Origin of the sequence: Rhodothermus profundi, assembly GCF_900142415.1 — a bacterium.
GTDB classification, from domain to species: domain Bacteria; phylum Bacteroidota; class Rhodothermia; order Rhodothermales; family Rhodothermaceae; genus Rhodothermus; species Rhodothermus profundi.
In genome coordinates this window covers 99,736-124,594 of the sequence record NZ_FRAU01000001.1, presented here as the reverse complement: position 1 = coordinate 124,594, position 24,859 = coordinate 99,736, and the positions used below count along the sequence as shown (strand labels likewise).

Below are 24,859 nucleotides of genomic sequence, written 5' to 3'. Positions count from 1 at the left end.
GCCGGAGGCTACCTCCTACGGGGCTTTCCGTTTTGGTCCCTTCTTTCATAAGTTTTCTTTCAGATCAAAACCGCTTCCAATTCACAACATTGCCATGGACTATCGCTTCATCCGTTACGAAGTGACAGCAGGCGTAGCCACACTGACGCTGAACCGGCCGGACGTGCTCAACAGCTTTCACCGGCCCATGGCCGACGAAACCATCCATGCGCTGCAACAGGCAGCCCAAGACCCGGCCGTGCGTGCCATTGTGCTGACCGGTGCGGGACGCGCCTTCTGCGCCGGACAGGACCTGCAGGCCGTGCTGCCCCGTGAAGGAGAACCCGCACCGGACCTGGGCGAAATCGTGCGCGCCCAGTACAACCCGATCATCCGCCTGATTCGTCATACCGAAAAGCCCTTTGTAGCCGCCGTCAACGGAGCCGCTGCAGGTGCCGGTGCCAACATTGCCCTGGCCTGCGACTTTGTGGTAGCAGCCGAAAATGCTGCGTTTATCCAGGCTTTTGCGCGCATTGGCCTGATTCCGGACAGCGGCGGCACCTTCTTGCTGCCTCGTCTGGTCGGACTGGCCCGCGCTACGGCCCTGATGATGCTGGGAGAAAAGCTTTCGGCCGCTGAAGCCCATGCGATGGGCCTGATCTATCAGGTATGTCCGGCCGACCGCTTGATGGACGAAGCAACCGCCCTGGCCCGTCGCCTGGCTGCCATGCCCACCCGCGCGCTGGGCATGATCAAGCGAGCGCTGAACCACACGTTCACCAATAACCTGGATGCTCAGCTCGAACTGGAAGCCCAGCTGCAGGCCGAAGCCGGTCGCACGCACGACTATCAAGAAGGCGTGGCCGCTTTTCTTGAAAAACGTAAACCCAACTTTCAGGGGAAATGAGCTCCCTTTCGATCACGTTTCCGGACCTGTCCGCCAACACACCAGTAGGCATCATCGGGGCTGGTACGATGGGCCGCGGCATCGCGCAGGTAGCCGCGACCTCTGGACACTCCGTGTTTCTTCACGACACCAATCCGCAGGCGCTGGAAAGCGCGCGGGCTCACCTGAAGCGCATCCTGGAGCGGCTCGTCGAAAAGGGCAAACTGCCGCCGGGGCAGGACGCCGAAATCCTGGGCCGTATCACGTTCCTCTCTGACGATCTGAAGCCCCTGGCTGCCTGCGGACTGATCATTGAGGCCATCGTTGAAGATCTGGCGGCCAAGCAGACGCTTTTTGCGCAGCTGGAACGCCAGGTAGCACCCGGAACAATTCTGGCCACCAATACCTCGTCGCTGTCGGTAACGGCCATTGCCGCTGCCTGCCAGCACCCCGAGCGGGTGCTCGGCCTGCATTTTTTCAACCCGGCTCCCCTGATGCCGCTGGTGGAAGTCGTGCCGGGTGTCGCCACCGCTTCCGAGGTGGTGGACCGCGCCCGCACGCTCATGGAAGCCTGGGGCAAAACGCCGGTCGTGGCCCGCGACACGCCCGGGTTTATCGTCAACCGCGTAGCGCGTCCTTTTTATGGCGAAGCGCTGCGCATCTTGGAAGAAGGCATTGCTGATGTACCTACCATTGACTGGGCGATGCGCACGCTCGGGGGCTTTCGCATGGGGCCCTTTGAGCTAATGGACCTGATCGGCAACGATATCAACTATCGCGTAACGGAAACGCTCTGGAAAGCCTTCTTCTACGAGCCCCGCTACCGGCCCTCCTTCACGCAGCAGCGCATGGTCGAAGCCGGTCGGCTGGGCCGCAAGACGGGCATCGGCTTTTACGACTACCGCGAAGGGGCCACCAACCCTGCCCCAACCACAGACCCGACGCTCGGGCAGCAGATCTTTCAACGCATCCTGGCCATGCTGATTAACGAAGCGGTCGATGCTGTCTTCTGGCAGATAGCTTCCCCGGCCGATCTCGACCTGGCCATGACCAGAGGGGTTAATTACCCCCGAGGCCTGTTGCACTGGGCCGACGAATTAGGGCTGGAAACAGTACTGGGGTGGATGGAGGCGCTCTACGAAACCTACCGAGAAGACCGATACCGCCCCAGTCCACTCTTTCGACAGATGATTCGGCAGGGAGCCCGTTTCTTTGAGGATGCAACGTAGTACCACTGCACCCTGATAGGCCTATGCCCACTCAGACGCAGCACGAAACGCCCGAACAGCGGGCCCGGCGCATTGTGGACCAGATGATGGCGCGCGATGCGTTTAGCCAGTGGCTGGGAATCGAGGTCCTTTCGGTCGAGCCGGGACGCGCCAGGGTGCGCATGACGGTGCGCCCGGAAATGCTCAACGGGTTTGCCGTCGCTCATGGCGGCATTGCCTTTGCGCTGGCCGACAGTGCCCTGGCCTTTGCCTCCAATACCTGCGGCGTAGTAACCATGACCCTGGAAAGCACTGTTTTCTATGCAACGCCCGTAAAAGCCGGCGATGTGCTCACGGCGGTAGCTGAAGAGGTGTCAGCAGGCCGTCGCGTCGCACTTTATGATGTCATAGTCACCCGAGCCGACGGTACCCGCGTGGCATATGTGCGCGGAACCGTATACCGCACGAAACAGACGCATGCCTGAACCGTTTGTGCGGAAGCGCTTCTAATCACGGAATGGCTACGTTCAACCCTATGCGTGACGCTTACATCATTGATGGCGTTCGTACGCCCATTGGCCGCCTGGGAGGAGCGCTGGCTACCGTGCGGGCCGACGACCTGGCCGCTCACGTACTGCGCGCTCTGCTGAACCGCCACCCGGACCTCGACCCGGCCGCCATTGACGACGTGTACATGGGCTGCGCTAACCAGGCCGGCGAGGACAACCGGAATGTGGCCCGCATGGCACTGCTGCTGGCCGATCTGCCGCCCAGCGTCCCGGGCGTAACCATCAACCGCCTCTGCGCCTCGGGCATGAGTGCGGTCGTAGAGGCCGCCCGTGCTATCCGGGCAGGCGACGGCGACCTCTTTCTGGCCGGTGGTATTGAACACATGACGCGCGCCCCCTTTGTACTTTCCAAAGCCAGTCGTCCGTTTGGACGCGACGTAGCGCTCTACGACACAAGCCTGGGCTGGCGCTTTGTCAACCCCAGAATGGAAGCCCGCTATGGCGCCGAGCCTATGGGCTGCACCGCCGAAAACCTGGTGGAGCTGTACGGTATTGCACGAGAAGATCAGGACCTGTTCGCCTATCGCTCCCACCAGAAAGCGGCTGCTGCGCGCGCGCGAGGCCGGCTGGCACTGGAAATTGCTCCCATTGAGGCGCCCCAGCCCAAAGCGCCTCCCCGCCTGGTAAAAGACGACGAGCATATCCGCCCGGACACAACGCTTGAAGCCCTTGCCAAGCTACCCCCCGTTTTTCGAAAAGGGGGAACCGTAACAGCTGGCAACTCCTCCGGGCTGAACGACGGTGCCTGCGCCCTGCTGTTAGCCTCCGAGGAGGCGGTGCGCCGCTTTAACTTGAAACCCAGAGCCCGCATTGTCAGCTCCGCCGTTGTCGGCGTGGAACCGCGCATAATGGGCATTGGTCCCGTCGAAGCAGCGCGTCGAGCCCTTCAACGGGCCGGCCTGACCTTCGACGACCTGGACGTGATCGAACTCAACGAGGCTTTTGCGGCGCAGGTGCTGGCCTGCATCCGCCAGTGGGGCGTGGCTGACGATGATCCCCGCCTCAATCCGAACGGTGGCGCCATCGCCCTGGGCCACCCCCTGGGCATGTCAGGCGCCCGTCTGATCCTGACGGCTACCGTCGAGTTAGAACAACGACAGGCCCGCTACGCACTCTGCACGCTCTGCGTAGGCGTAGGCCAGGGCATGGCAACCGTAATCGAACGCGTATAACTATCCAGAGCCAGACGATGGCTAACATTTTTGAATTTGAAGGCTTTCGCCCCGTTATTCATGAGAGCGCCTTCATTCATCCTAACGCAACGGTGATCGGCAACGTTATTATCGGCCGGAACGTGTATGTAGCTGCCGGTGCGGTCATCCGGGGCGACTGGGGCGAAATTATCATTGAGGACGGGTGCAATGTCCAGGAGAATTGTGTCATCCACATGTTTCCGGGCGTAACAGTTCATCTGGAGGAATCAGCACATATCGGACATGGCGCCGTCATCCACGGAGCCCGAATCGGCCGCAATGCGCTGGTAGGCATGAACGCAGTGGTGATGGACCATGCCATCGTGGGGGCCGGCAGTATCGTTGGTGCGCTTTGCCTGGTACCCGAGCGGATGGAAATCCCTGCCCGCAAAATTGCCGTGGGCGTTCCTGCTCGCATCGTAGGAGACGTGAGCGACGAACGGCTGGCCTGGAAAACGGCCGGCACACGCCTGTACCAGCAGTTGCCCGAGCAACTACGCCGCAGCCTGCGCCCCTGCGAACCGTTGCGCGAAGTACCGCCCAACCGTCCCAGAATGGAAGCAATCTACAAGACGTTTCGTGAAACGCTGGCAGCGCACCAGAACTCCTGAAATCCTCCCCTGTAGACCAACCATTCCACAAACGCCATGGAGACAACCGTCTATCTCGGCAAAGTGCAGAGCTTTGCGCAGGGCCGCTGGCACACGCCCCAGGGAAAAGGCCGCACGGTGTATCATGCGGTCACCGGTGAACCAATTGCCGAAATTTCCAGCGAAGGCCTCGACTTCAAAGGCATGCTGGAATATGCCCGCACCGTAGGCGGCCCCAAACTTCGCCAGATGACCTTCCACGAACGCGCCCGCATGCTTAAAGCACTGGCGCTCTACCTCAACGAGCACAAAGCAGAACTGTATGAGCTCTCTCGAGCTACCGGCGCCACCAAACAGGACGCCTGGCTCGATATTGACGGCGGCATTGGCACATTCTTCGTCTATGCCAGCAAAGGCCGCCGCGAACTACCCGATGAACGCTTTTTGCTCGATGGCGACCCGGAACGCATCTCCCGGGGCGGCACGTTCCTCGGTCATCACCTGCTGGTGCCCCTTGAAGGCGTAGCCGTCCACATCAACGCCTTCAACTTTCCCTGCTGGGGCATGCTGGAGAAGCTGGCGCCCACCTTCCTGGCCGGCATGCCGGCCATCGTCAAGCCCGCCTCAGTAACCGCCTATGTAGCCGAGCGTGTCGTCCGGCTCATGCTGGAATCGGGGCTGCTGCCGGAAGGGGCGCTCCAGCTCATCTGCGGCAGTGTGGGCGACCTGTTCGATCACCTGACCGGTCAGGACGTCGTAACGTTCACAGGTTCGGCTGAAACCGGTCTGCGCCTGAAGTCGCATCCGACCATTCTGCGCGAGTCGGTCCGCTTCAACATGGAAGCCGACTCGCTCAACTTTTCCATGCTCGGCCCTGATGTAACACCCGATATGCCCGAGTTCGAGCTCTTTGTCAATGAAGTGGTCCGAGAAATGACCATCAAAACGGGCCAGCGATGCACTGCGATTCGACGCACGCTGGTACCAGCTGACCGCGTCGATGCGGTGCTCGAAGCCCTCTCCAACCGGCTGCGCCAGGTCGTAGTGGGTGACCCCGCCAATGAACGCGTGCAGATGGGGCCGCTCGTCAGCCGCGACCAGGTAGCGGAAGTGCAGGCTCGTCTGGAGGCGTTGGCAGCCGCTGGCGAGATCGTCTGGGGTAGCCGTAATGGTTTTGAAATCGTTGACGCAGACCCTGAGCGCGGTGCCTTTTTCCCACCGACCCTGCTTTACTGCGCTCGTCCCTTCGAGCATACGGCTCCGCACGAAGTAGAAGCTTTCGGTCCGGTCAACACCGTCATGCCGTATCACGATCTGGAAGAGGCCGTCCGGCTGGCCCGTATGGGACGGGGCAGTCTGGTAGGGTCGCTGGTTACAGCCGATCCTGACGTGGCCCGCACCGTTGTGCTCGGCACAGCCCCCTATCATGGCCGCTTGCTTGTACTGGACCGCACCTGCGCCCGTGAAAACACGGGCCACGGCTCCCCCCTGCCGCATCTGGTGCATGGGGGACCCGGCCGCGCCGGCGGCGGCGAAGAGATGGGGGGCATCCGCGGGCTCTATCGCTACATGCAACGCACCGCCCTTCAGGGATCTCCCGACATGCTCACGGCCATCACCAACGAATGGATGCCTGGCGCTTCCCGACCGGAAGCTGACATACACCCCTTCCGCAAGTACTTCGATGAGCTGCGCATCGGCGAAACGTACACCACGGCCCGACGCACCGTCACCGAAGCCGACATTGTCAATTTTGCCGGCATCAGTGGCGACTTCTTCTATGCCCACATGGACGACCTGGCCGCCCGCGAAAGCGAGCTTTTCCAGGGACGGGTCGCCCATGGCTATTTTGTGCTGTCGGCAGCCGCCGGTCTGTTTGTCGATCCGCGTCCAGGTCCGGTCCTGGCAAACTACGGCCTGGAAAACCTTCGCTTTACAAAGCCGGTCAAACCAGGCGATACCATCCAGGCCAAACTGACTGTAAAGCAGAAGATTCCGCGCGAGGCCCGAAAAGGGGAGCGCCCCAGCGGAGTCGTCCGGTGGCACGTGGATGTAACCAATCAGGACGATGAACTGGTCGCCACCTATGACATCCTGACGCTGGTCGCTCGCCGACCCGAGCCAGAAGCGTGATGCTCCCTTTGCTCCTGCGACAAAGCACCGTCGGATTACCGGCGGTGCTTTTTTGTTTTCCGGAGACGTCTTGAACCCATCGGCCTTCCCATCGTAAATCTTTAAGAAGACCGCGCCGCAATCATGGCAGAACCGCTTATCTTTGATGACCCGGCCGCTTTCCGACGCCTGCGTCGCCAGGCCTTATGGACCGTCGTGCTTGCAGCGGCCGGATTTGTTGGCGGGCTGGTGCTCCTGGCTGCGGCGCGGCGCCAGGCTCCTTCCGACCTGTGGGTGGCAGGGCTGCTCTGCCTGCTCTGGGGCAGCCTGACCGTCTGGGCCGCCCTGCGCCTCTATCGGCTACAGCATCAAATCTGGCGCCTGCACCTGTCTGAGACAACGCTTACCGGCTATGATTACAGTCGGCATGCCTGGACGCTCGACTGGGCGCATGTCTATCGCCTGGAATTGACCGATCAAGATCTGCGCGTGGAAACGGTAGACGGCCAGCAATTAATCATCCCCTGCTGGCATGCTGACTTTTCAGAACTTGGGCATGCCCTGCTCGATTATGCCGAACGTTTTGGCTGCCCACTCTATTTGAAAGGACGGCCCTTTGAAACCATCGATTTGCGCACGCTTCTCTCCCTTCCTCCCGACGTTTCGGTGCCGGCCGACTCGTCCCGCCAGCCTTCTCGTTAAAGGCTGTAGAAAAGCATCTCGCCTGGAAACGCCCGTTTGTGCCAAGCGTAGGTGCCTGCTGCAACACCGTGCCAATCGGCCCTGCGGCTATGCGATTGCTTCGTCTCGGCAGTGGGTTGCTCTGCACTGGTCTGGGATTCTTAGGTATTTTTCTACCTATTCTGCCTGCCACGCCATTTTTCCTGCTAGCAGCTTACTTCTTTGCCCGCAGCAGCCCGCGCCTGGAGCAATGGCTGCTGAATCTCCCGCGCATTGGCCCCGCTATCCGTGCTTACCGCGCCGGGCTCGGCGTCCCACGCCGCACCAAGCGATGGGCCATCGCGATTATCGTACTGTCCCTCCTGCTGAGCGCCTGGCGCCTGCCCACGCTGACCGCTAAAATACTGGTGGTCATGCTGGGCGCCATTGGCATCTGGTACCTGTGCCGGCGCGTGCCCACTCGTGAAGAGGTGCTGGCCCAACGCGAAACAAGTAGCCAGACATAAGCCGTACCGCTCAACGCCAGTTTTTTATCGCTGATCGCAAATCTACAATCAATGCCTCCTGAGCCGCGGCCTGTTGCAGGGTCTGCTCGAAGTGGGCGCCCCAACCGGGAAAGTCGCGTTCGTCCCACAGGGTAGTATGCCAGAGCGCGACGCACACGCCCCCGTACTGCCGGCATGTCTGGAGTAATGTCTCGGTCACACGCAGCGCTTTGGTCGGCGTCAGACCGCGCCGCACAAACAGCACCGATTCCATCACGGCCAGCGGCAACTCCCAGAGCGGCAGCGGCGCGTTGGCCTGCACATCGAACAACTGGAAGGGCAGGCAGGTGCCTCGTCGGAATCCTTCATGATCCGGCCAGCCCAGCGTGCTGTCAATTCGGAAACCGGCCGCTGCCAACAGCCGAGGCGTCGCTGGCTCCATCCAGCGAAGGTAATGCGTCCGGACCGATAGCAGGGGGCGATCCAGCAGCGCTGCCAGACGATGGCGTTCACGTTCCAGGTGTTCGCGATGGACGGCCGCATGATAGCTCGGATGCAACCCGACTTCCATGCCAGCGCGCTGCAATGCATGCACCCACCGGTGCGCTGCCTTTAATCGATAGCGTACGTCGTGCGCGCTGGTAGCGCCGGCTTTGAAAAAGAACGTACCGGTGCCTAGCGGCCGAATCCGTTCGACAATGCGCCAGAAGGCCACCCGGAAGGGATCGGGCTGGCTCAGCAGTTCCCCTATCACCTCTCCCAGCCGTCGCAGACGAGCAGCAAGCGGCTGCTGGCGCAGATTGCGAACAGGATACAGCACAAACTCCCGGTAGAGAATGCCAGGCCGCCATTTACGCAGATAGTCTACATCGATGGTGGGGCAAAATGCCCAGCGGTGGCCCTGCCACTGGCGAGGCCGCACAGAGATGCCGTGGTGCGCCAACGCTCGGGCCAGCGCGGCGCGCGTTGCTTCAACAGGCGGTCGCGTGGCGATTCCCAGCGCAGCCTGGAGCGAATCGGCATGGCGCGTGCGCCCGTGCTCGTCACGGGCCGGCACAACCTGTTCCTGCCAGCCCGAAAGCCAGAAAAAGACGGACGCGATGGGATCATCGAAAGCGCCATCGGGACTGCCAAAAAGCACCGGCCAGGGTTCCACGCCATTCCATCGCCAGCGTACCCGTTCAGGCCCATAGGGTTGGCCAGAGGCAAAGTAGGCAGGGGTTGTTTCGTGAAGCCAAATAGCCAGCACCCCCTCTGGCCACCCCATTGCTGCCGGTCCGTAATAAACTCCTTGGCCCAGCGTCTTCAGCGTAAGGCGGTCTACCCAGCGCGGTGCCCAGCCCAACGGCAGTAGCAACATGCGCAGAGCGTAGGCGGCCTTTGGCAACCAGGCTGCTGGCCCTTCCACGCAACAGGGCAGGTAGCCAAGCGTCGGCGCGGGATCAACAAAAACGGTGGCGGACATTACAGCGCGTGCTCAGCCCACCATTTGCTGCACCAGACGCGGCACGGCTTCAAGCGCTTCCCGAAGCTTTTCAGGCTGGCGCCCGCCGGCCGTGGCCAGCGTTGGGCGTCCGCCGCCGCCTCCGCCTACGATCCGAGCCACCTCGCCAACAAGCCGACCGGCCTCTACGCCCCGTCCTACCACGTCGTCGGTCACCGCGGCCGCCAGATACACCTTGCGCTTCTCGGGGTCCGTGGTACCAAGCACGGCCACTCCCTCCCGGCCCATCTGGTCCCGCAGCGCCTGCACCAGTTCGCGCAGTTCGTCCATAGAGAGTGCCTCCATTTCGCCAGTCACCACCCGCAGCCCGTTTACGCGATGTGCCTGTTCGACCAGCGTTGCCAGCCGCGCTTTCTGCTGCGCCCGTCGGAGGGCTGCCAGCTCTTTTTCCAGCCGACGCTGCGTTTCCAGCAGGAGGGCAATCTCCTCATCCAACGGCCGTTGCAGGCTCTTGAACTGCCCGCGCGCCTGTTCCAGTTCGGAGAGCTGCTGGTTAATCCAGTTGAGCGCTTCCTGTCCGGCTAACGCTTCCACGCGCCGAATGCCCGAGGCCACCGATCCTTCCGAAATGATGCGAAATACGCCCAGTTCGCCGGTCGCTGCCACATGGGTGCCGCCGCAGAGTTCCATGGAAAAGTTCGGGTCAAAGGTAATCACACGCACGCGGTCGCCATACTTCTCCCCGAAAAGCGCCATGGCGCCCCGCGCAATGGCCTCCTGAAAGGGTACGTCGCGTTCTTCGATGCGCGGCACGTTTCGCTGAATGACTTCATTGACCCGGGCTTCGATCTGGCGTAGCAGTTCAGGCGTTACGCGCTCAAAGTGGCTAAAGTCGAAGCGTAGTCGGTCGGGTGCTACGAGCGAGCCCTTCTGCTGCACATGCGTTCCTAAGATCTCACGCAGCGCGGCGTGCAGCAGGTGCGTGGCCGTATGGTGCTTTTCAATACGCTTGCGGCGCGCCGCATCCACCACAGCCTCGACCGGCGCATCCGGCTCCTTTGGAAGTCGATCTACATAGTGGACGATGTGGCCGCCGAGCTTCTGGGTGTCCCGGACCTGAATCTCCTCGTCGCCCACGCGCAGCACGCCTGTATCCCCTACCTGACCGCCACTTTCTGCGTAAAAAGGTGTCTGGTCGAGCACCAGCTCATGGCGTGGCCCGTGGGGCGTTTCGACGGTGCGCAGGGCCCGGATGCGTGCTGCTTCAACGCGCGTGGTGTCGTAGCCCACAAAGACGGAATCCTCCCCTTCGCTGATGCGCTTCCAACCGGCTTCTTCGTCGTCGGCTGTCAGCACCACTGCTCCGAAGGTAGAGGCGGCCCGTGCCCGTTCGCGTTGGCGTTGCATCAGCTCCTCGTAGCGCGCCATATCCACGCCCAGCCCCTCCTCACGGGCCATGAGTTGCGTCAGGTCTATCGGAAAGCCATAGGTGTCATGCAGCAGAAAAGCCACTTCGCCAGGCACGTTCTTTTCCGCCGCACTTTTCAGAAAGGCTTCCACCATTGCCTTTCGGTCGGCTGTATCCACATACGCTTTCTGAAGGAGGTCAATTGCCTGGCTGTCGCGCTGCAGATCTTCGCGAATCGCCTCTATCGGGCGCCCTTCGGCAGCCGCCTTCAGGTAGGGCAACAGGCGTTCGAAGAAGGCCAGGCCGGTACCCAGCGTTGCCAGGAAGCTTTCTTCCTCTGCCCGGATGACCCGTTCTACATAGGCGCGATGCCGCTCAATTTCCGGAAAGACGTTGCCCATCTTATGGGCCAGCGGCTCGACAAGCCGGTAGAGAAAAGGTTCGCGGAAATTCAGCGTCTGGTACCCGTAGCGGACAGCCCGTCGGAGAATGCGCCGAATGACGTATCCGCGGCCGGTGTTGCCCGGCACCACCCCGTCAGCAATGGCAAAAGCGATGGCGCGGATATGGTCGGCCACAACACGCAGGGCTACCCGGATGCGTTCACGTTCCCGCTCGTCCTCCACGCGCAGGTCGTCGTAGCCGCGCACTTCCGGGCGTGGTGAAAGCTCGGCCGCCCGTTGGAGGATAGGGGCAAACAGATCGGTGTCGTAGTTTGAGGTTTTGCCCTGAAGCACCGCCACAATACGTTCCAGCCCCATGCCGGTATCGACGTGCTTTGCCTTGAGCGGCTCCAGGCGGCCGTCCGGTAGCGCATTGTACTGGATGAAAACCAGGTTCCAGATCTCAATAACGCGCGGATCGTCGGCATTGACCAGCGTGATGCCCGGCACGCGCTGCCGCTCCTCATCGGGGCGAAGATCAATGTGAATTTCGCTACAGGGACCACAGGGGCCGGTGTCTCCCATCATCCAGAAGTTGTCCTTGGTCGGGCAGAACTTGATGTGTGAAGGATCGATGGACGTTTCCGACTTCCATAGGTCGGCTGCTTCGGTGTCGGGCGCCAGCCCCAGCGCTTCGTCCCCTTCATGAACGGTTACGTAGAGCCGATCCGGGTCCAATCCCCAGCGTTCAACGAGCAGCTCCCAGGCCCAGCGGATGGCTTCGCGCTTGAAGTAATCCCCGAAGCTCCAGTTGCCCAGCATCTCGAAGAACGTGTGGTGGTACGTATCGTGCCCCACCTCTTCGAGATCATTGTGCTTGCCGGAGACGCGCAGGCACTTCTGGGTATTAGCTGCCCGCCTGTACGGACGCGTGCCCGTGCCCAGGAACACGTCTTTGAACTGGTTCATGCCTGCGTTGGTGAACAGCAGGGTCGGATCATTCTGGGGCACAAGCGGCGCGCTCGGGACAATTTCGTGGCCTTTTTCCCGGAAGAAGTCCAGAAACGACTGCCGAATCTGCTCGGAGGATTTATAGGTGCTCATTGGTGGGCTGTCTGCATACCCTTGGGTCATTTCAGGACTGAAGGGAACGCCTGATTCGCGTTCAAAGTGCCCGTCCCGCTCAGGCTCCTCCTGGTGACAAGCAAGTGGCGGCCCAAGCGTTTCGTTACTATTGCTGCAGCCGTCGGCCAGACACATAAGGGTTGTCTCGGATAAAAAAGCGCCAGGGGCGGTCGGTGCCCCGTGATAGGCCAATGCGGGAAGAAGTGCCCACTTCTTGATCCGAGACGGGCATTCCCGGGGCAAAGTAGAGCGGCGGTGCTGTTAGCGGTTTTCGGTGATACCGTCCGTCGATATCAAAGGCCACGGTAAGGCGCCCTGGTCCACTCGTCAGCTCATAGGGTCGGCGCACTCTCGGGCGCCGGGTCTGCATGAAGGCAAGGCCTTCCACCGGCTCTACGGCCCGAATGAGCACCGCTGCACCCACGCCTTCCGGCTCAGTTACCACATTGAGCAGCCAGTACATGCCGTAGTTCAGATACACATAGGCCGTACCGGGCGACGCAAACAGATCGTAGGCGCGCCCTTTCGGACGCACAGCACCCGTGGTTGGGTCAACCAGGCGCCACCCATGACAGGCCGGATCGTCCTGCCGATAGGCTTCGGTCTCTACGATCCGTCCTACCAGACGGACGCCGCTTGGATGTTCATGGACCAGCCATCGCCCCAGCAGATCCCGGGCCACTTCCAGCGTCGGTCGCGCAAAGAAAGACGCGGGGAGGGGCGCCATATTGCTCACAGCAAGAGGCCCGCCTTTTGTCGTCCCATCCATACAGGTACTTTACTCACGGAGCATGTGGCAGGCGAACCTGTGTTCCTCAATTACGCGCACGATGAAACGCCTGCACATTTTTCAAGCGCCTGCAAACGCTGCGCATCAGTGGGTAAAGCATCGTCAGGCAGGGGTAGCGCTACTTCCAGCCGCGCATTTTGACTATGTCGAGCCCTCCGCCCACCTTAGTCGCACGCCCGAAAAAAGAACCGTTGTACGCTCGCTCTCCTGGCCACACCAATTTAAGCGATAGCCAGGCATAGCGTCCATAGCATGTGGTGTTTTCTCCCACGCCCCACGTACCGTCTGGGAATGCGAAACAGCCTCAAAGAGGAGACAAGAGGTTTACGGATTCTTGCTCTCGGTCTGTCCGTCGGACTGAAGCAGGCTTACCAGAAAATCTTCCACGGGCAGCAGTGAACGCACCGGATCTTCCTCCTGAGGCACATGGCCCAGCCCGTCAAGAACGACAAGCCTGGCATGTGGCAGACGTTGCGCCAGCACCTCGCCGATAGCAAGAGGGATCAGGCGATCTTCGCGTCCCCACAGCACCAGGGCCGGCTGCTTGATCTGCTCCACGGGCAACGGCGGCTCTTCAACCATTACCACAAAGCGCTTCATCAGCGCCAGGCGCGACCCTTCCATGCGCAGCAGTTTCCAGTAACGATCCACCACCTCAGGCGTCAGTTGGTCAGGATTGGCATAGACGGCTGCAACGCTATGCGCGATCAAGGCTCGGGGCGTAATGTGCTGAACCAGGGGGCGCACCCAGGAAAGCTGAGCTATCCGAAAACCGATGGGTACCTGCTGGTTGGAAGAGCGCCTGCGCAATCCCGCCGAATTTACAAGGATCAGCCCAACAACCCGCTCAGGATGGGCAAGCGTGTACGCCATTGCCATCTCTCCTCCCATCGAATTGCCGCCGATTACAAAACGTTCGAGTCCAAGCTGATCGACCACGGCGGCAATGGCGGCCACCATCTCGACGCGGTCGTATTGATCTTCGACGGTGCGCCCGGTTAGCCCATGCCCGGGCAGATCAAGCGTGACCACGCGGTAGCGGTCTGCAAGCATTTTTACCCATCCTTCCCAGGTATGCAAGGAGCTGGCCAGACCATGGAGCAACACGACGGCCAAGGGAGCATCCTGCGGCCCTTCGTCCCGGAAATGGATGCGCGTGCCACTTTCCAGATCCAGAAATTGCGAACGGACGTTGGCGTACAGTTGCTCCAGTTCAGCCCGCGGAATAGAAGGGGTATGCAGCCAGACGTACCCGATCGCCGCCAGAATAAACAGAATAAGGACTAGCCCGAGCCCAACCCGAACCAGGCGTTTCGCTACCATCGCCATTCGTTGCTGCGGTTCTGAGTTGCGGACAGCCAGCGCCGGCCTGCCACAGGCCTACGGCCGGCCCAATAGTTCTCCTGCAATGAACATAGCACGCTGGCTTGGAAAACGATCAGCCGGAAGCAGGCCGTCTCGTTTTGCCAGCGCCGTTAATTAACCGACAGCATGGCTGGCCGCGCTCCCTAACAGGGGGGCGTTAGCTGCTGGGACGTCCCCGACGGCTCGAAGGCCCCTGTCGTCAGAGGATGGGCCGCTGCTATGCAAGGCGTTCTACGGCTACTGCCGTCCCCCCTCCTGTACCATGGCAGATCGCAGCCAGTCCCAGCGCGCCTCCGTGCTGACGCAGCGCATGCACAAGTGTCACGATGATGCGCGCACCAGAGCAGCCAATAGGATGTCCCAGCGCAATAGCTCCTCCATGCACGTTCAGCTTTTCGTAGGGCACGCCCAGCATGCGGTGAAAGAGAATGCTGTTAATTGCAAAGGCTTCGTTGTTCTCAAACAGGTCAAAATCTTCAATGCGGCGTCCCAGCCGATCCAGCAGCCGTCGGACCGCCGGAACGGGTGCTTCCGGAAAGCGCCATGGTTCACCGGCTGCCCAGGCGCCTCCGAGCAGACGTGCGATGGGCTGCAACCCGTAACGGTCAACGGCCGCTCGGCTGGCCAGCAGCAGGGCAGCGGCACCGTCACTGATCTGGCTACTGTTGCCCGCCGTTAGCACCCCGTCCTTTTTGAAGGCCGGCCTCAGGGCAGCCAACGCTTCCCGCGTCGTGTCAGGCCGAATGCCTTCATCCCGGTCGAGCGTCTTTGTCTCCCGCCGCTCACGGTAGGTAATGGGAATGATTTCCTCGGCAAAATAGCAGCGGGTGGTCGCTTCGGCTGCCCGCTGATGGGACATCAAGGCAATTTCATCGAGCGCTTCACGGGTGATGCCGTGCTCAGCAGCCAGGCGCTCGGTCTGCTCACCCATTGCCTCCCCACTCATAGGGTCGGTCAGACCGTCATAGAGCAGCAGATCGACAAGTTGCTCAGGAGCTCCCAGCAGAAACTTGTACCCCCAGCGGGCCCGTGCTGACAGATAAAACCCTGCCTGCGACATCGACTCCACGCCACCGGCCAGCAGCAAGTCGGCTTCGCCCGCACGGATCATAGTGGCCGCCGTCATGACACTCATCATTCCGGATGAGCAGACCATGTCCACAGCCACGCCATCTACTTCCTTGGGAATGCCTGCTTTTAGCGCGGCCTGGCGTGGAATAAGCTGGCCATGTCCTCCCCGGAGCACATGACCAAAGATGTATCCATCCAGCTTTTCTCCCTCCACCCCTGCTTTTTCAAGCGCTGCTTTCATGACGTGCGCAGCCAGATCAGCCGGGTGGAAATCCTTGAGCGCACCGCCAAACCTTCCGATAGGCGTGCGTACGGCCGTTACAATGTATACCTCCTGCATGATGGCTTCCGGTTAGCTGCCAACAGGTCTGGATCGAACCGGAGGGCGCCCCATTGGGTTTCGCTCCGACGCTTCCCTTCGCCGGCATGCGCCCTGCCGGGCCTGTCTATGGTAGCTTAACAAATTTTAAGTTTGCATACAGCCTGCCCATAGCCCCTCACGATTTTTTTATGGCAATCTGAGTCGTATCTGTTCACCTACCCGAAGACGGCAATGCTTCCTGAGTGGGCACCTAACCTGCATCCCCTGGTCGTTCATTTTCCAATTGCGCTGCTTTTCCTGGCCGTCGGCTTTGACTTCGTGACGTTGCTGCTACGTCGCCCTAAATCACTGGTGTGGGTGACGGCCGTGTTGTATGGGCTCGGTGCGCTGGGCGCGCTGGTGGCTTACCTGACCGGGCGAGCAGCCGCCGACGGCCTTGACCTACCCTCATCTGTCATTCCAGCCGTTTCTGCCCATGCCGACTGGGCCGAGCGTACGTTGTGGTTTTTTGGCATATTTGCCCTGATCCGGTTGGGACTGGCCTGGTGGCGGCATCCTTTGGCACGCGCTGGCTGGCTGCATGGTCTTCTGGTAGCGGTTGGCCTTGGGGGGCTGTGGCTTCTGTATCAGACGGGCGAGCGCGGTGCCGAGCTCGTCTTTGCACATGGCCTGGGCGTTTCCACCGTGCATGAGTTGGAGGCGGAGCGTGACTCCCTGGCCCGACAGCTTCGCCTCTTACTGGCCGCTGCGCAGTTCGAGCAACAACCTGATGGTGGCTGGCACTGGATGCCGGGGCCTGGCGCAGAACAGGTGCTAGCCGACTCATTCACTGTGCACGCCGGAAGCCTTGCAGAGCTAAGCCTGGAAGCAGGCCCTGACGAACTGCGTCTGACGCTCGCCGATCAAACATTGCTGTTCACAGGTCCGGGCACGCTGTCCGGTACCGAGATCACGGTACGACTTCATCGCGACAGTCTGCAGGGGATTGTCCGGTTGGTCTATCACCTGCAGGATGCAAACAACTATGACTTTCTGGAAATCGGTCCTGCCCGCATTCGTCAGGGCCGCCTCGTTGCAGGACAGGAGCGTCTCTTCGACGAAGCACCGCTACCTGAAACGGGCTGGCTTGAGGTGCGGGCCATCGCCTACGGCACCCACTTTCGCGGTTATGTAAATGGGCAAATGCGGGTGCATGGCCATGGTTCAGCCGCCCGACCTGGTCCAGCGGGTCTTTATCTCCGGGGATCCGGTACGATCCGCCTGCGCACCCTGACCGTCCAGCCCGTTCACTAAGTGTAAGGATTTAATCAACCCGACGTCTATCCTCATGAAAACACATGACCGCACCAACCGGCATCCGCCATGGAACGCTATGACTATGGCCTATGGCCTTTAGTAATTCTTGCGTCTTTGCTGTTTATTGGATTCGCCTTCTGGTTTGCCCGGCCACAGCGGCGGGCTGACTGGCGAGCTTTCGGTGTCTTTTCGGCCTTCATTGTGGCCCTGTTCACCGAAATGTATGGCGTCCCGCTGACGCTGTATTTACTCTACGGATGGTTAGGAACGCGCTATCCCCAACTGGATCTGTTTGCCCATGAAAACGGCCACCTCTGGCAAGTTCTGCTGGGGCTTGAAGGAGCCTCCCATCTGGGACTGCTTCATCTGCTGAGCTATGGATTAATTGGAAGTGGACTCTGGCTTGTGGCTGCCGCCTGGAAGGTGCTCTACCAGGCGCAGCGCAACGGCACGCTGGCTGTTACCGGCCCGTACGCCCGCATCCGACATCCGCAATACGCAGGGTTTATCCTGGTCTTGATCGGCTTTCTGATTCAGTGGCCTACCCTGATCACGCTGGTGCTCTTTCCCGTACTGGTCAGCCTGTATGTCGGACTGGCCCGCCGCGAAGAACAGCAGTTGCGCGCCCGATTTGGCCCTGCCTATGCCGCTTACCTTGCCCAGATTCCCGCTTTTGTGCCACGCCCGGGCCGGCGTTATCGTCCAACCCCTGTTCACCATCCCCGAGCCTAGCCATGCTTACCCGTAAGATTCAATATCCTGAACTCGAAACGTTGCTCGCCCGCGGAGGCCAGCAATTGCTAACCTATATCCAGTACAAAGTCCATGACCCGCATTTAGCGGAAGACATCCTGCAGGACAGCCTGCTGAAAGCTCTCCAGGCAGCCCCCAATCTGCGGAGTCGGGAGAAGCTGATTCCCTGGTTCTATCGCATTGTCCAGCGAGCTATTGCCGACACGTACCGCAAACATCGACGTGAACAGCAGGCGTATCGACGCTACGCAGAGGCTGCCGAAGAGGCATCGCTGTCGCCTGAAGACCGCCAGATGATCTGTCGCTGTTTTCAGGAACTGTTGCCAACGCTTCGACCGGCCTACCGCCATCTGATTGAGGCAATCGACTTAAATGGGAAACGACCGAAAGAGGTAGCCCAGGAACTGGGCATTACGCCAAACAACCTGCACGTGCGGCTTCACCGAGCGCGTCGCCAACTCCGACGGCGTCTGGAGGCCGCCTGTACTTTCTGTCTGGATCATAGTTACTTTGACTGTGCCTGCTAAAAACCCAACCCGCAATGGCCATGACTACCCCGGATCGTTCCCATACGGAACACGCGCATCATACGCATAAAGGCCACACGCCCGATCATCATGCCCACCACACCGCCCACAAGGCGACGCCTGCAGCAGCCCACCACGCGCATGCCCACCCTGACCATCATGCCCATCACGACCACCACGCGCATCACGCGCACATGGTAGAAGACTTCCGGCGCCGCTTCTGGATCTCGCTGGTGCTGACTATTCCTATCCTGGCGCTTTCGCCCATGATCCAGTCGTTTCTGGGGCTGGGCGACGCCCTGCGTTTTCCGGGCGACCTGCTGGTACTCTGGGCGCTGTCATCCGTCGTGTTCTTCTACGGTGGATGGCCCTTTCTGAAAGGGCTGTTTGACGAGCTGCGCCAGCGCAATCCGGGCATGATGACGCTCATTGCGATCGCCATTGCGACCGCTTATCTCTATTCCAGCGCCGTCGTGTTTGGACTGGCTGGCAAGATCTTTTTCTGGGAGCTGGCCACCCTGATCGATGTGATGCTGCTGGGACACTGGATCGAAATGCGCTCGGTGCTGGGCGCCTCCCGTGCCCTGGAAGAGCTGGCGCGCCTGATGCCTTCCGAAGCGCACAAGGTGCTGCCTGACGGAACGATCCAGGACGTCCCGCTTGATCAACTGCATCCAGGCGACCGGGTGCTGGTACGCCCCGGCGAAAAAATCCCGGCCGACGGCGTGATTGTCGAAGGGCACACGACCGTCAACGAGGCCCTGCTGACCGGAGAATCAGCTCCTGTGGAAAAGAAGGTTGGCGATACCGTCATTGGCGGTGCCATCAACGGCGAAGGATCGCTGACCATTGAAGTGCAGAAGACCGGCGCTGAGAGCTACCTATCCCAGGTAATTGAGCTCGTGCGCCAGGCGCAAGAAGCCAAATCACGCACGCAGGACCTGGCCAACCGAGCCGCCCGCTGGTTGACCATTGTGGCGCTAGGTGGAGGCGGCCTGACGCTGGCCGTCTGGACCCTGCTGATAGGGCAGCCCTTCGACTTTGCCCTGGAACGGATGGTAACGGTCATGGTAATTGCCTGCCCGCATGCGCTGGGTCTGGCCGTTCCCCTGGTAGTGGCGGTCTCCACCGCCCTGTCTGCCCAGAACGGCTTGCTCATTCGTGACCGCACCGCCTTTGAAAACGCACGCAATTTGCAAGCGGTCATTTTTGACAAGACCGGGACCCTGACCGAAGGACGTTTTGGCGTTACCGACACGCTGGTTTTCCAGGATAGTCTTTCCGAAGAAGAACTGCTTCGCCTGGCGGCAGCGGTAGAGCAGCATTCCGAACATCCGATTGCCCGTGGGATTGTCGAAGCGGTGGAGCAGCCGCTTGCAGCGGACGACTTTCAGGCCATTCCCGGGAAAGGGGCGCGCGCCCGCGTTAACGGTCAGGAAGTGCTGGTTGTTAGCCCGGGCTACCTGCGCGAGCATGGGCTGGCCGTCCAGGACCCCCGGGTCGATGCCCTGGCCGAACAGGGCAAAACCGTTGTGTTTGTCGTGCGCGACGGCCAGGTTGCGGGCGCCATTGCGCTGGCCGACGTCATCCGGCCAGAATCCAGAGAGGCGGTCCGCCAGCTCAAACAGATGGGCCTGCAGGTTCTGATGCTCACGGGCGACAACCGCCGCGTGGCCGCCTGGGTTGCCCGTGAAATTGGCCTGGACGACTACTTCGCTGAGGTGCTTCCCGATCAGAAAGCCGCCAAAGTCAGGGAAGTGCAGCAGCGCGGCCTGCGCGTGGCGATGGTCGGGGATGGCATTAACGATGCGCCTGCCCTGGCACAGGCTGACGTAGGGATTGCGATCGGCGCAGGTACCGACGTGGCCATCGAGACCGCCGACATCGTGCTGGTCCGCAACGATCCCCGTGACGTAGTCTCAATCCTCCGGCTAAGCCGCGCCACCTACCGCAAAATGGTACAAAATCTCTGGTGGGCAGCCGGCTACAACATCATTGCTATTCCGCTGGCAGCCGGCGTGCTCTATAAGCTGGGCCTGTTGCTCGGACCGGCCGTAGCGGCTGTGTTTATGTCGGCCAGCACAGTGATTGTCTCGATCAATGCCCGCTTCCTGAAAGTGGAAAAATAACGCGGCTTCACCAGAGGGCTTCTGTAAGAAAGACGCCCGGCGGGCGTCTTTCTTTATGGATACGGACCGACAACGACCAGACGCCATGCTTGCGCTGCTTCTCGTTGGCCTGGGCGGGATGCTGACCCTGGCTCTGCTACTGGGTCCCTGGCCCGGACGCCGCATGCGCCTTCACCCCGGACCTGACGGCTTTCAGGAAGCCCACATTCAGGTAGGGCCAGACGGGTTCCGGCCACGACGGATCCAGGCGCTTGCCCACCATCCCCTCCGGCTCGTCTTCCATCGGGATCCGGACGCACCCTTGTGCGCCCGCCGGCTGCACCTGCTGTCCTGGGGACGGAAGGTCTTGCTGGAAGAGACCTCGGCAACCCGCATCGAGCTACCCCCTACCGCCGCCGGTACGTACACGTTCTCCTGCATGCGAGGACGCCTGAAAGGAACGATTCAGCTTATCGAACAGGGAGCAAACGCATGAATACCCGAGCCGACGTACAGGTGATTGGCGCAGGTCCTGCCGGCCTGACTGCCGCGATAACGCTGGCCCGCGCCGGCGTAAAGGTCGACGTCTTTGAACAGGCCCCGGATGTGGGCGCCCGCTTTCACGGCGACTTTCAGGGACTGGAGAACTGGTCCACTGACGAGGATGTGCTCGACTTTCTGGCAGCTCTGGGCCTTGAAACGAATTTTCAGTGCGTGCCGTACACCGAAGGCGTTTTTTATGATCCTTCGCTGGAGGGCTTTCCGATCCGAACCCAACGCCCCTGGTTTTACCTGATCACGCGAGGGCCCCATCCCGGATCGTTGGACCAGGGCTTAAAGCAGCAGGCCCTGGAGGCAGGCGCTGCGCTCCACTTTCGCCAGCGCGTAGAACGAATTACCGGAGGCCCTGTCATCGTAGCTACCGGTCCCTACGCTGCAGACGCCATCGCCCGGGGACTGGTCTTTGAAACCGACCATCCGGACGCCTGCTACGGCTTTCTGGACGACCGCATCGCGCCCCGGGGATACGCGTATCTGCTGGTGCATCGGGGACGAGCTACACTGGCAACCTGCCTGTTCGACGACTTTCCGCTGGCACGCGTGTACTTCGAACGCACCCTGGAGACGGTCAGCCGCGTCGTGCGCATGCCTGTCCGTAATCCGCGCGTCTTTGGCGGATATGTCAATTTCGCCGTACGCGACACCTGGACCCGCGGCAACCGCGTCTACTTTGTAGGCGAACGGGCAGGCTTTCAAGATGCCCTCTGGGGATTCGGGCTCCGCTATGCCCTCTGGTCTGGCTACCTGGCTGCGCGGGCTATTCTGGAACAAGCTGACTACAATGCGTGGTGCCGGCAGTACCTTGTGCCCTGGCTGCAAACCTCCCTGGTCAACCGATTGCTCTATAACCAATTAGGCAACCACGGTTACCGTTGGATGCTGCAGCACCTCAGCCAGTCCGATGTGCTGCAGGAGCTGCGTCGCCAATACCAACCTTCGAAATTCAAACAGCGGCTGTACCGGGTAGCCCGGCACCGTCTTTTTCCAACGCTGCGGGAGCAAGCATGCCGCGAGACAGAATGCACCTGCCTCTGGTGCCGACATGGCAAACATGTGGATCATGCTTCGCTCCAGCAGTGCGTTCCACCATACCTGACGGCCGCTTTTTGAACCTCGCGTGTTACGCAAGGGGTCGGCGTCCCTGGTAAAGGGTCAGGGTACCATAGAGGGTAGAAAACGAAGGCCCCACCTGCACTTCCTGAAAACCAGCACGTGCGAACAGTTCGGGAAGCCGACCGGTCACATGGTCTCGTGTCTGCTCGAATCCATCCAGCAGTTGAATGGAAAAAAACAGCAGCCGCATGATCCTGTGCGCTGGTGCTCCCCAGTCTGCGACATGCCACGTCCCTCCCGGCTTCAGTACCCGAAAAACTTCACGGGCCGTACGCACCTTGTCCTCCCAGACCATGTGGTGCAACAGCAGACTTGAAAAAACGCGATCAAAACAGTGATCTGGAAAGGGAAGCGAATAAGCAAGGGCCTGCTTAAAAACAACCGAGACGCCAGCTTTTTGCGCTTTTTGACGCGCAATGGCAAGAATTGCCGGCTCTCCGTCGATACCGGTTACGGAGACATCCGGATGCCGCTGCTTAATCCAGATAGCCAAAGTGCCGGTTCCACACCCCACATCCAGAACCTGATGGCCTGCCCCCAGCTGAGCCTGCGAAATTAATGCCTGCTTGAAGCGTTGCTCGCGGGTAGTCGTCTTTATAATCGTATCGTAGGCGGGGGTCAGCCATTGGAATCGCAGGGCATGAACATACCGTTTTCGGACACGTTCGGAAGCCATTCCCATTATCTTTCCTTTGTACAGGTTTAGTGTGTATAATCTAGAGACTTTTTCTCACACGAACGGGTTATCGCTTATGCTGGGTCTTAGCTGGCTCCTGATAGGGTTATGGTTGGCCCCGGTGCCTTCCGACACGGCTGCGGTTCAGCAGACCGTCGCGCGCTTTCATGAAGCGCTTGCTCAGGGCGACCGTGCCACTGTGGCGCAGTTGCTCCTGGAGGAGGTGATCATCTTAGAAGGGGGGCGCCGCGAGTCCAAAGCCGAATACTTAGGTCATCATTATGGTCGAGACGTGGCCTTCCTGCAGGCCATGCGACGCAGCATTGTCTGGCAACAGGTGCGGGTAGCGGGTGAGCTGGCCTACGTGAGCACCGTGTCTCGCCTGCAGGGTACGTTTCGGGAGCGGTCATATGACCTGTCCAGTGCGGAGCTGCTGGTACTCCACCGCACCCCTGATGGTTGGCGCATAGGTGCCATCCACTGGTCTTCCCGCCCGAATCGATAGGCGTTGTACAAAGGCCCGGCGCCCCAGCGTGACGCCGGGCCTTGTCGTCTGCGCGGGTGTTTACCTGTCCAGCCGTTGCACGTTGACGGCCTGGAGTCCTTTGGGCGTGCGGCGAATCTCAAAGCTCAGCCGCTCCCCTTTACGCAGCTCTTCGCCATAGCCCAGCCCGGCTACGGCCGTCCGATGTACAAAGACATCTTCGCCCCCACCGTCCTGCTCAATAAAGCCGTAGCCTTTCTCGGCGCTGAACCATTTGACGGTACCCTGAGACATAACAAACCTGTGTACTGGGACCGGAAGTCCTTCGCTCTGTCAGGCAGAAATGCCGTGCAGCCAACGAGAGGGCACCGGTCAGTGAAACAATACCGTGAACACAGGCTTGCAACGGCCGGTTTTATAGGCGGTTCCGAACAAGCTGCCGATTTTGCATGAGGGGACGCGCCTGGATTGGCACTTCAGGATGGGCCTACCGCCACTGGCGGGGCGTGTTCTATCCGGAAGAGGTGCCTTCCCGTCAGTGGCTGGGGTACTACGCGCAAATTTTCGATACCGTCGAACTCAACAGCACGTTCTATCACCTCCCACGCCCTACTACCGTGCAACGCTGGCATGATCAAGCGCCCTCAGGCTTTCGCTTTGCGGTAAAAGTCAGTCGCCTCATTACGCACCAGCGTCGCCTGCGCGACTGCGCCGAGGCGCTTCAGACTTTTTTTCAGGCCATCGAGCCGCTTCAGGAGCATCTGGGCCCTATTCTTTACCAGCTTCCTCCCGGTCTGCATGCCGATCTGGAGCGTCTGGAGGCCTTCACAGCCCTGTTACCACCCGGCTATCTGCATGTCTTCGAATTTCGCCATCGAAGCTGGTTCACCGAATCCGTACAGGCGTTTCTGGCTCAGCAGGGGCTGATTTTTTGCCTGCACGACTGGTCGCGCCTTCAGGTACCCTTGTGGACCACTGGTCCTGCTGTCTACGTTCGGTTCCATGGCACCAGCGGACGTTATGCAGGCAGCTATGAGGAGGCAACGCTCCAACAGTGGGCCCACCGCATCCACGACTGGCTGGCTGAAGGCCGCGACGTGTACGTGTACTTCAATAATGACATCGACGGCCACGCTGTCCTGAACGCTCGTACGCTGAAAACGCTGCTAACCACCAGCTGAGCTGCCTGGTTCATCCCTATATAAAAAGGGGCGGATGCCATGGCATCCGCCCCTGCCTGGCGATGCAGGCTTAACCTCCCCCATCAACTGGTCGCCTTGCCGGAGACGACCATCGTTCCCTGCATCAGGGTGTAGTGCCCGGGAAACGTGCAGATGTAACGATAGCGGCCGGGCCTGTCTGGCGCCTTAAACGTTACCTCTACGGTCTGGCCCGGTTGGGCCACCTTCGTAAAGGCTAGAATGGCTGGATCATCAGGCACATAGTCTGGATCTGTAAGGGCCGCCGTGCCAACCCGATTCACTACGGTTGGACTGTCGGTGTTCAGCACCACCACGTTATGCGGCATGACGCTCGCTGTGTTTTTGAAAATGAGCTGCACGGTTTGACCCGGTGCCACGGTGAAGGTTGTCTGCTTGAACTTGAGCTCATCGCCTACTGGCTCAATAACAACCTTCTTGACAGGCTCTGCCTGCACCCCACCTGCTACCAGCAGGCCCAGCAATAGAATCATTCGCGTCATCATGGCTGTGCGCTCCGTTATTTAGGAC

24 protein-coding genes are annotated in these 24,859 nt (G+C 60.5%); 16 read left to right on the top strand and 8 right to left on the bottom strand.

Annotated features, from left to right (window positions below; translation table 11 throughout):
* Positions 1–94 precede the first annotated feature (94 nt).
* The 8 genes from paaG (at position 95) to BUA15_RS00480 (ending at position 7,724) form a co-directional block, all read left to right on the top strand.
* A complete protein-coding gene (paaG, locus tag BUA15_RS00515; protein WP_072713902.1) occupies positions 95–886 on the top strand; it encodes a 2-(1,2-epoxy-1,2-dihydrophenyl)acetyl-CoA isomerase PaaG in 792 nt (263 codons plus the stop codon).
* Complete coding sequence (locus BUA15_RS00510; protein ID WP_072713900.1) at positions 883–2,094, top strand: 3-hydroxyacyl-CoA dehydrogenase NAD-binding domain-containing protein; 1,212 nt, start codon at positions 883–885, stop codon at positions 2,092–2,094. Before paaG ends, BUA15_RS00510 begins: the two co-directional genes overlap by 4 nt.
* 23 nt (positions 2,095–2,117) lie before the next feature.
* Entirely contained in the window at positions 2,118–2,558 is a 441-nt protein-coding gene (locus tag BUA15_RS00505) for a PaaI family thioesterase (protein WP_072713899.1), read from the top strand.
* A 50-nt stretch (positions 2,559–2,608) separates the two neighbouring features.
* Positions 2,609–3,814 (top strand): 3-oxoadipyl-CoA thiolase, encoded by a 1,206-nt coding sequence (pcaF, locus tag BUA15_RS00500; protein WP_072714557.1) that lies wholly within the window; start codon positions 2,609–2,611, stop codon positions 3,812–3,814.
* Between the two features lie 17 nt (positions 3,815–3,831).
* On the top strand, positions 3,832–4,446 hold the full coding sequence (locus tag BUA15_RS00495) for an acyltransferase (RefSeq protein WP_072713897.1): 615 nt from the start codon (positions 3,832–3,834) through the stop codon (positions 4,444–4,446).
* A 36-nt stretch (positions 4,447–4,482) separates the two neighbouring features.
* Positions 4,483–6,558: a phenylacetic acid degradation bifunctional protein PaaZ gene (gene paaZ / locus BUA15_RS00490; protein WP_072713896.1), complete on the top strand. Its 2,076-nt coding sequence runs from the start codon at positions 4,483–4,485 to the stop codon at positions 6,556–6,558.
* A 123-nt stretch (positions 6,559–6,681) separates the two neighbouring features.
* A complete protein-coding gene (locus tag BUA15_RS00485; protein WP_072713895.1) occupies positions 6,682–7,239 on the top strand; it encodes a hypothetical protein in 558 nt (185 codons plus the stop codon).
* A gap of 89 nt (positions 7,240–7,328) precedes the next feature.
* The gene (locus BUA15_RS00480) at positions 7,329–7,724 is read left to right on the top strand and encodes a YbaN family protein (protein ID WP_072713894.1); all 396 of its coding nucleotides are present in this window, start codon (positions 7,329–7,331) and stop codon (positions 7,722–7,724) included.
* A 10-nt stretch (positions 7,725–7,734) separates the two neighbouring features.
* Here the strand turns inward: BUA15_RS00480 and BUA15_RS00475 are convergent, their stop codons facing one another.
* The 5 genes from BUA15_RS00475 to BUA15_RS00455 all read right to left on the bottom strand — a co-directional run bounded on the left by BUA15_RS00475 (position 7,735) and on the right by BUA15_RS00455 (position 15,629).
* The gene (locus BUA15_RS00475; RefSeq protein WP_072713893.1) at positions 7,735–9,168 is read right to left on the bottom strand and encodes a polysaccharide deacetylase family protein; all 1,434 of its coding nucleotides are present in this window, start codon (positions 9,166–9,168) and stop codon (positions 7,735–7,737) included.
* Positions 9,169–9,180: 12 nt separating this feature from the next.
* Positions 9,181–12,042, bottom strand: a complete 2,862-nt coding sequence (gene alaS / locus BUA15_RS00470) for an alanine--tRNA ligase (protein ID WP_072713892.1) — start codon at positions 12,040–12,042, stop codon at positions 9,181–9,183.
* A 127-nt stretch (positions 12,043–12,169) separates the two neighbouring features.
* The gene (locus tag BUA15_RS00465; protein WP_072713891.1) at positions 12,170–12,790 is read right to left on the bottom strand and encodes a DNA-3-methyladenine glycosylase; all 621 of its coding nucleotides are present in this window, start codon (positions 12,788–12,790) and stop codon (positions 12,170–12,172) included.
* 387 nt (positions 12,791–13,177) lie between these two features.
* Positions 13,178–14,176 (bottom strand): alpha/beta fold hydrolase, encoded by a 999-nt coding sequence (locus tag BUA15_RS00460; RefSeq protein WP_072714556.1) that lies wholly within the window; start codon positions 14,174–14,176, stop codon positions 13,178–13,180.
* Between the two features lie 259 nt (positions 14,177–14,435).
* Complete coding sequence (locus BUA15_RS00455; RefSeq protein WP_072713890.1) at positions 14,436–15,629, bottom strand: thiolase family protein; 1,194 nt, start codon at positions 15,627–15,629, stop codon at positions 14,436–14,438.
* A gap of 213 nt (positions 15,630–15,842) precedes the next feature.
* Here BUA15_RS00455 and BUA15_RS00450 point away from each other — a divergent pair, with 213 nt between their 5' ends.
* From BUA15_RS00450 to BUA15_RS00425, 6 genes are all read left to right on the top strand, one after another.
* Positions 15,843–16,904, top strand: coding sequence for a DUF2231 domain-containing protein (locus BUA15_RS00450; RefSeq protein WP_072713889.1), 1,062 nt, complete (start codon positions 15,843–15,845; stop codon positions 16,902–16,904).
* A gap of 69 nt (positions 16,905–16,973) precedes the next feature.
* Complete coding sequence (locus BUA15_RS00445; RefSeq protein ID WP_072713888.1) at positions 16,974–17,639, top strand: methyltransferase family protein; 666 nt, start codon at positions 16,974–16,976, stop codon at positions 17,637–17,639.
* A gap of 2 nt (positions 17,640–17,641) precedes the next feature.
* Positions 17,642–18,187: an RNA polymerase sigma factor gene (locus BUA15_RS00440; RefSeq protein ID WP_072713887.1), complete on the top strand. Its 546-nt coding sequence runs from the start codon at positions 17,642–17,644 to the stop codon at positions 18,185–18,187.
* A 20-nt stretch (positions 18,188–18,207) separates the two neighbouring features.
* Positions 18,208–20,316, top strand: coding sequence for a heavy metal translocating P-type ATPase (locus BUA15_RS00435; RefSeq protein ID WP_072714555.1), 2,109 nt, complete (start codon positions 18,208–18,210; stop codon positions 20,314–20,316).
* 85 nt (positions 20,317–20,401) lie between these two features.
* A complete protein-coding gene (locus BUA15_RS00430; RefSeq protein WP_178139363.1) occupies positions 20,402–20,791 on the top strand; it encodes a cupredoxin domain-containing protein in 390 nt (129 codons plus the stop codon).
* Positions 20,788–21,966 (top strand): NAD(P)/FAD-dependent oxidoreductase, encoded by a 1,179-nt coding sequence (locus BUA15_RS00425; protein ID WP_072713885.1) that lies wholly within the window; start codon positions 20,788–20,790, stop codon positions 21,964–21,966. The genes BUA15_RS00430 and BUA15_RS00425 overlap by 4 nt, the downstream gene beginning before the upstream one ends.
* Positions 21,967–21,976: 10 nt before the next feature.
* On the opposite strand, the gene BUA15_RS00420 is transcribed toward BUA15_RS00425, so the two are convergent.
* Complete coding sequence (locus BUA15_RS00420) at positions 21,977–22,645, bottom strand: class I SAM-dependent methyltransferase (protein WP_072714554.1); 669 nt, start codon at positions 22,643–22,645, stop codon at positions 21,977–21,979.
* A gap of 76 nt (positions 22,646–22,721) precedes the next feature.
* Between BUA15_RS00420 and BUA15_RS00415 the strand changes: the two genes are divergently transcribed.
* Complete coding sequence (locus tag BUA15_RS00415) at positions 22,722–23,150, top strand: YybH family protein (RefSeq protein WP_072713884.1); 429 nt, start codon at positions 22,722–22,724, stop codon at positions 23,148–23,150.
* Positions 23,151–23,210: 60 nt separating this feature from the next.
* Here BUA15_RS00415 and BUA15_RS00410 read toward each other — a convergent pair whose 3' ends face one another.
* On the bottom strand, positions 23,211–23,423 hold the full coding sequence (locus BUA15_RS00410; protein WP_072713882.1) for a cold-shock protein: 213 nt from the start codon (positions 23,421–23,423) through the stop codon (positions 23,211–23,213).
* Positions 23,424–23,578: 155 nt separating this feature from the next.
* Between BUA15_RS00410 and BUA15_RS00405 the strand changes: the two genes are divergently transcribed.
* On the top strand, positions 23,579–24,310 hold the full coding sequence (locus tag BUA15_RS00405; RefSeq protein ID WP_072713880.1) for a DUF72 domain-containing protein: 732 nt from the start codon (positions 23,579–23,581) through the stop codon (positions 24,308–24,310).
* Between the two features lie 83 nt (positions 24,311–24,393).
* On the opposite strand, the gene BUA15_RS00400 is transcribed toward BUA15_RS00405, so the two are convergent.
* The gene (locus BUA15_RS00400) at positions 24,394–24,834 is read right to left on the bottom strand and encodes a plastocyanin/azurin family copper-binding protein (RefSeq protein ID WP_072713878.1); all 441 of its coding nucleotides are present in this window, start codon (positions 24,832–24,834) and stop codon (positions 24,394–24,396) included.
* Positions 24,835–24,859: the final 25 nt, after the last annotated feature.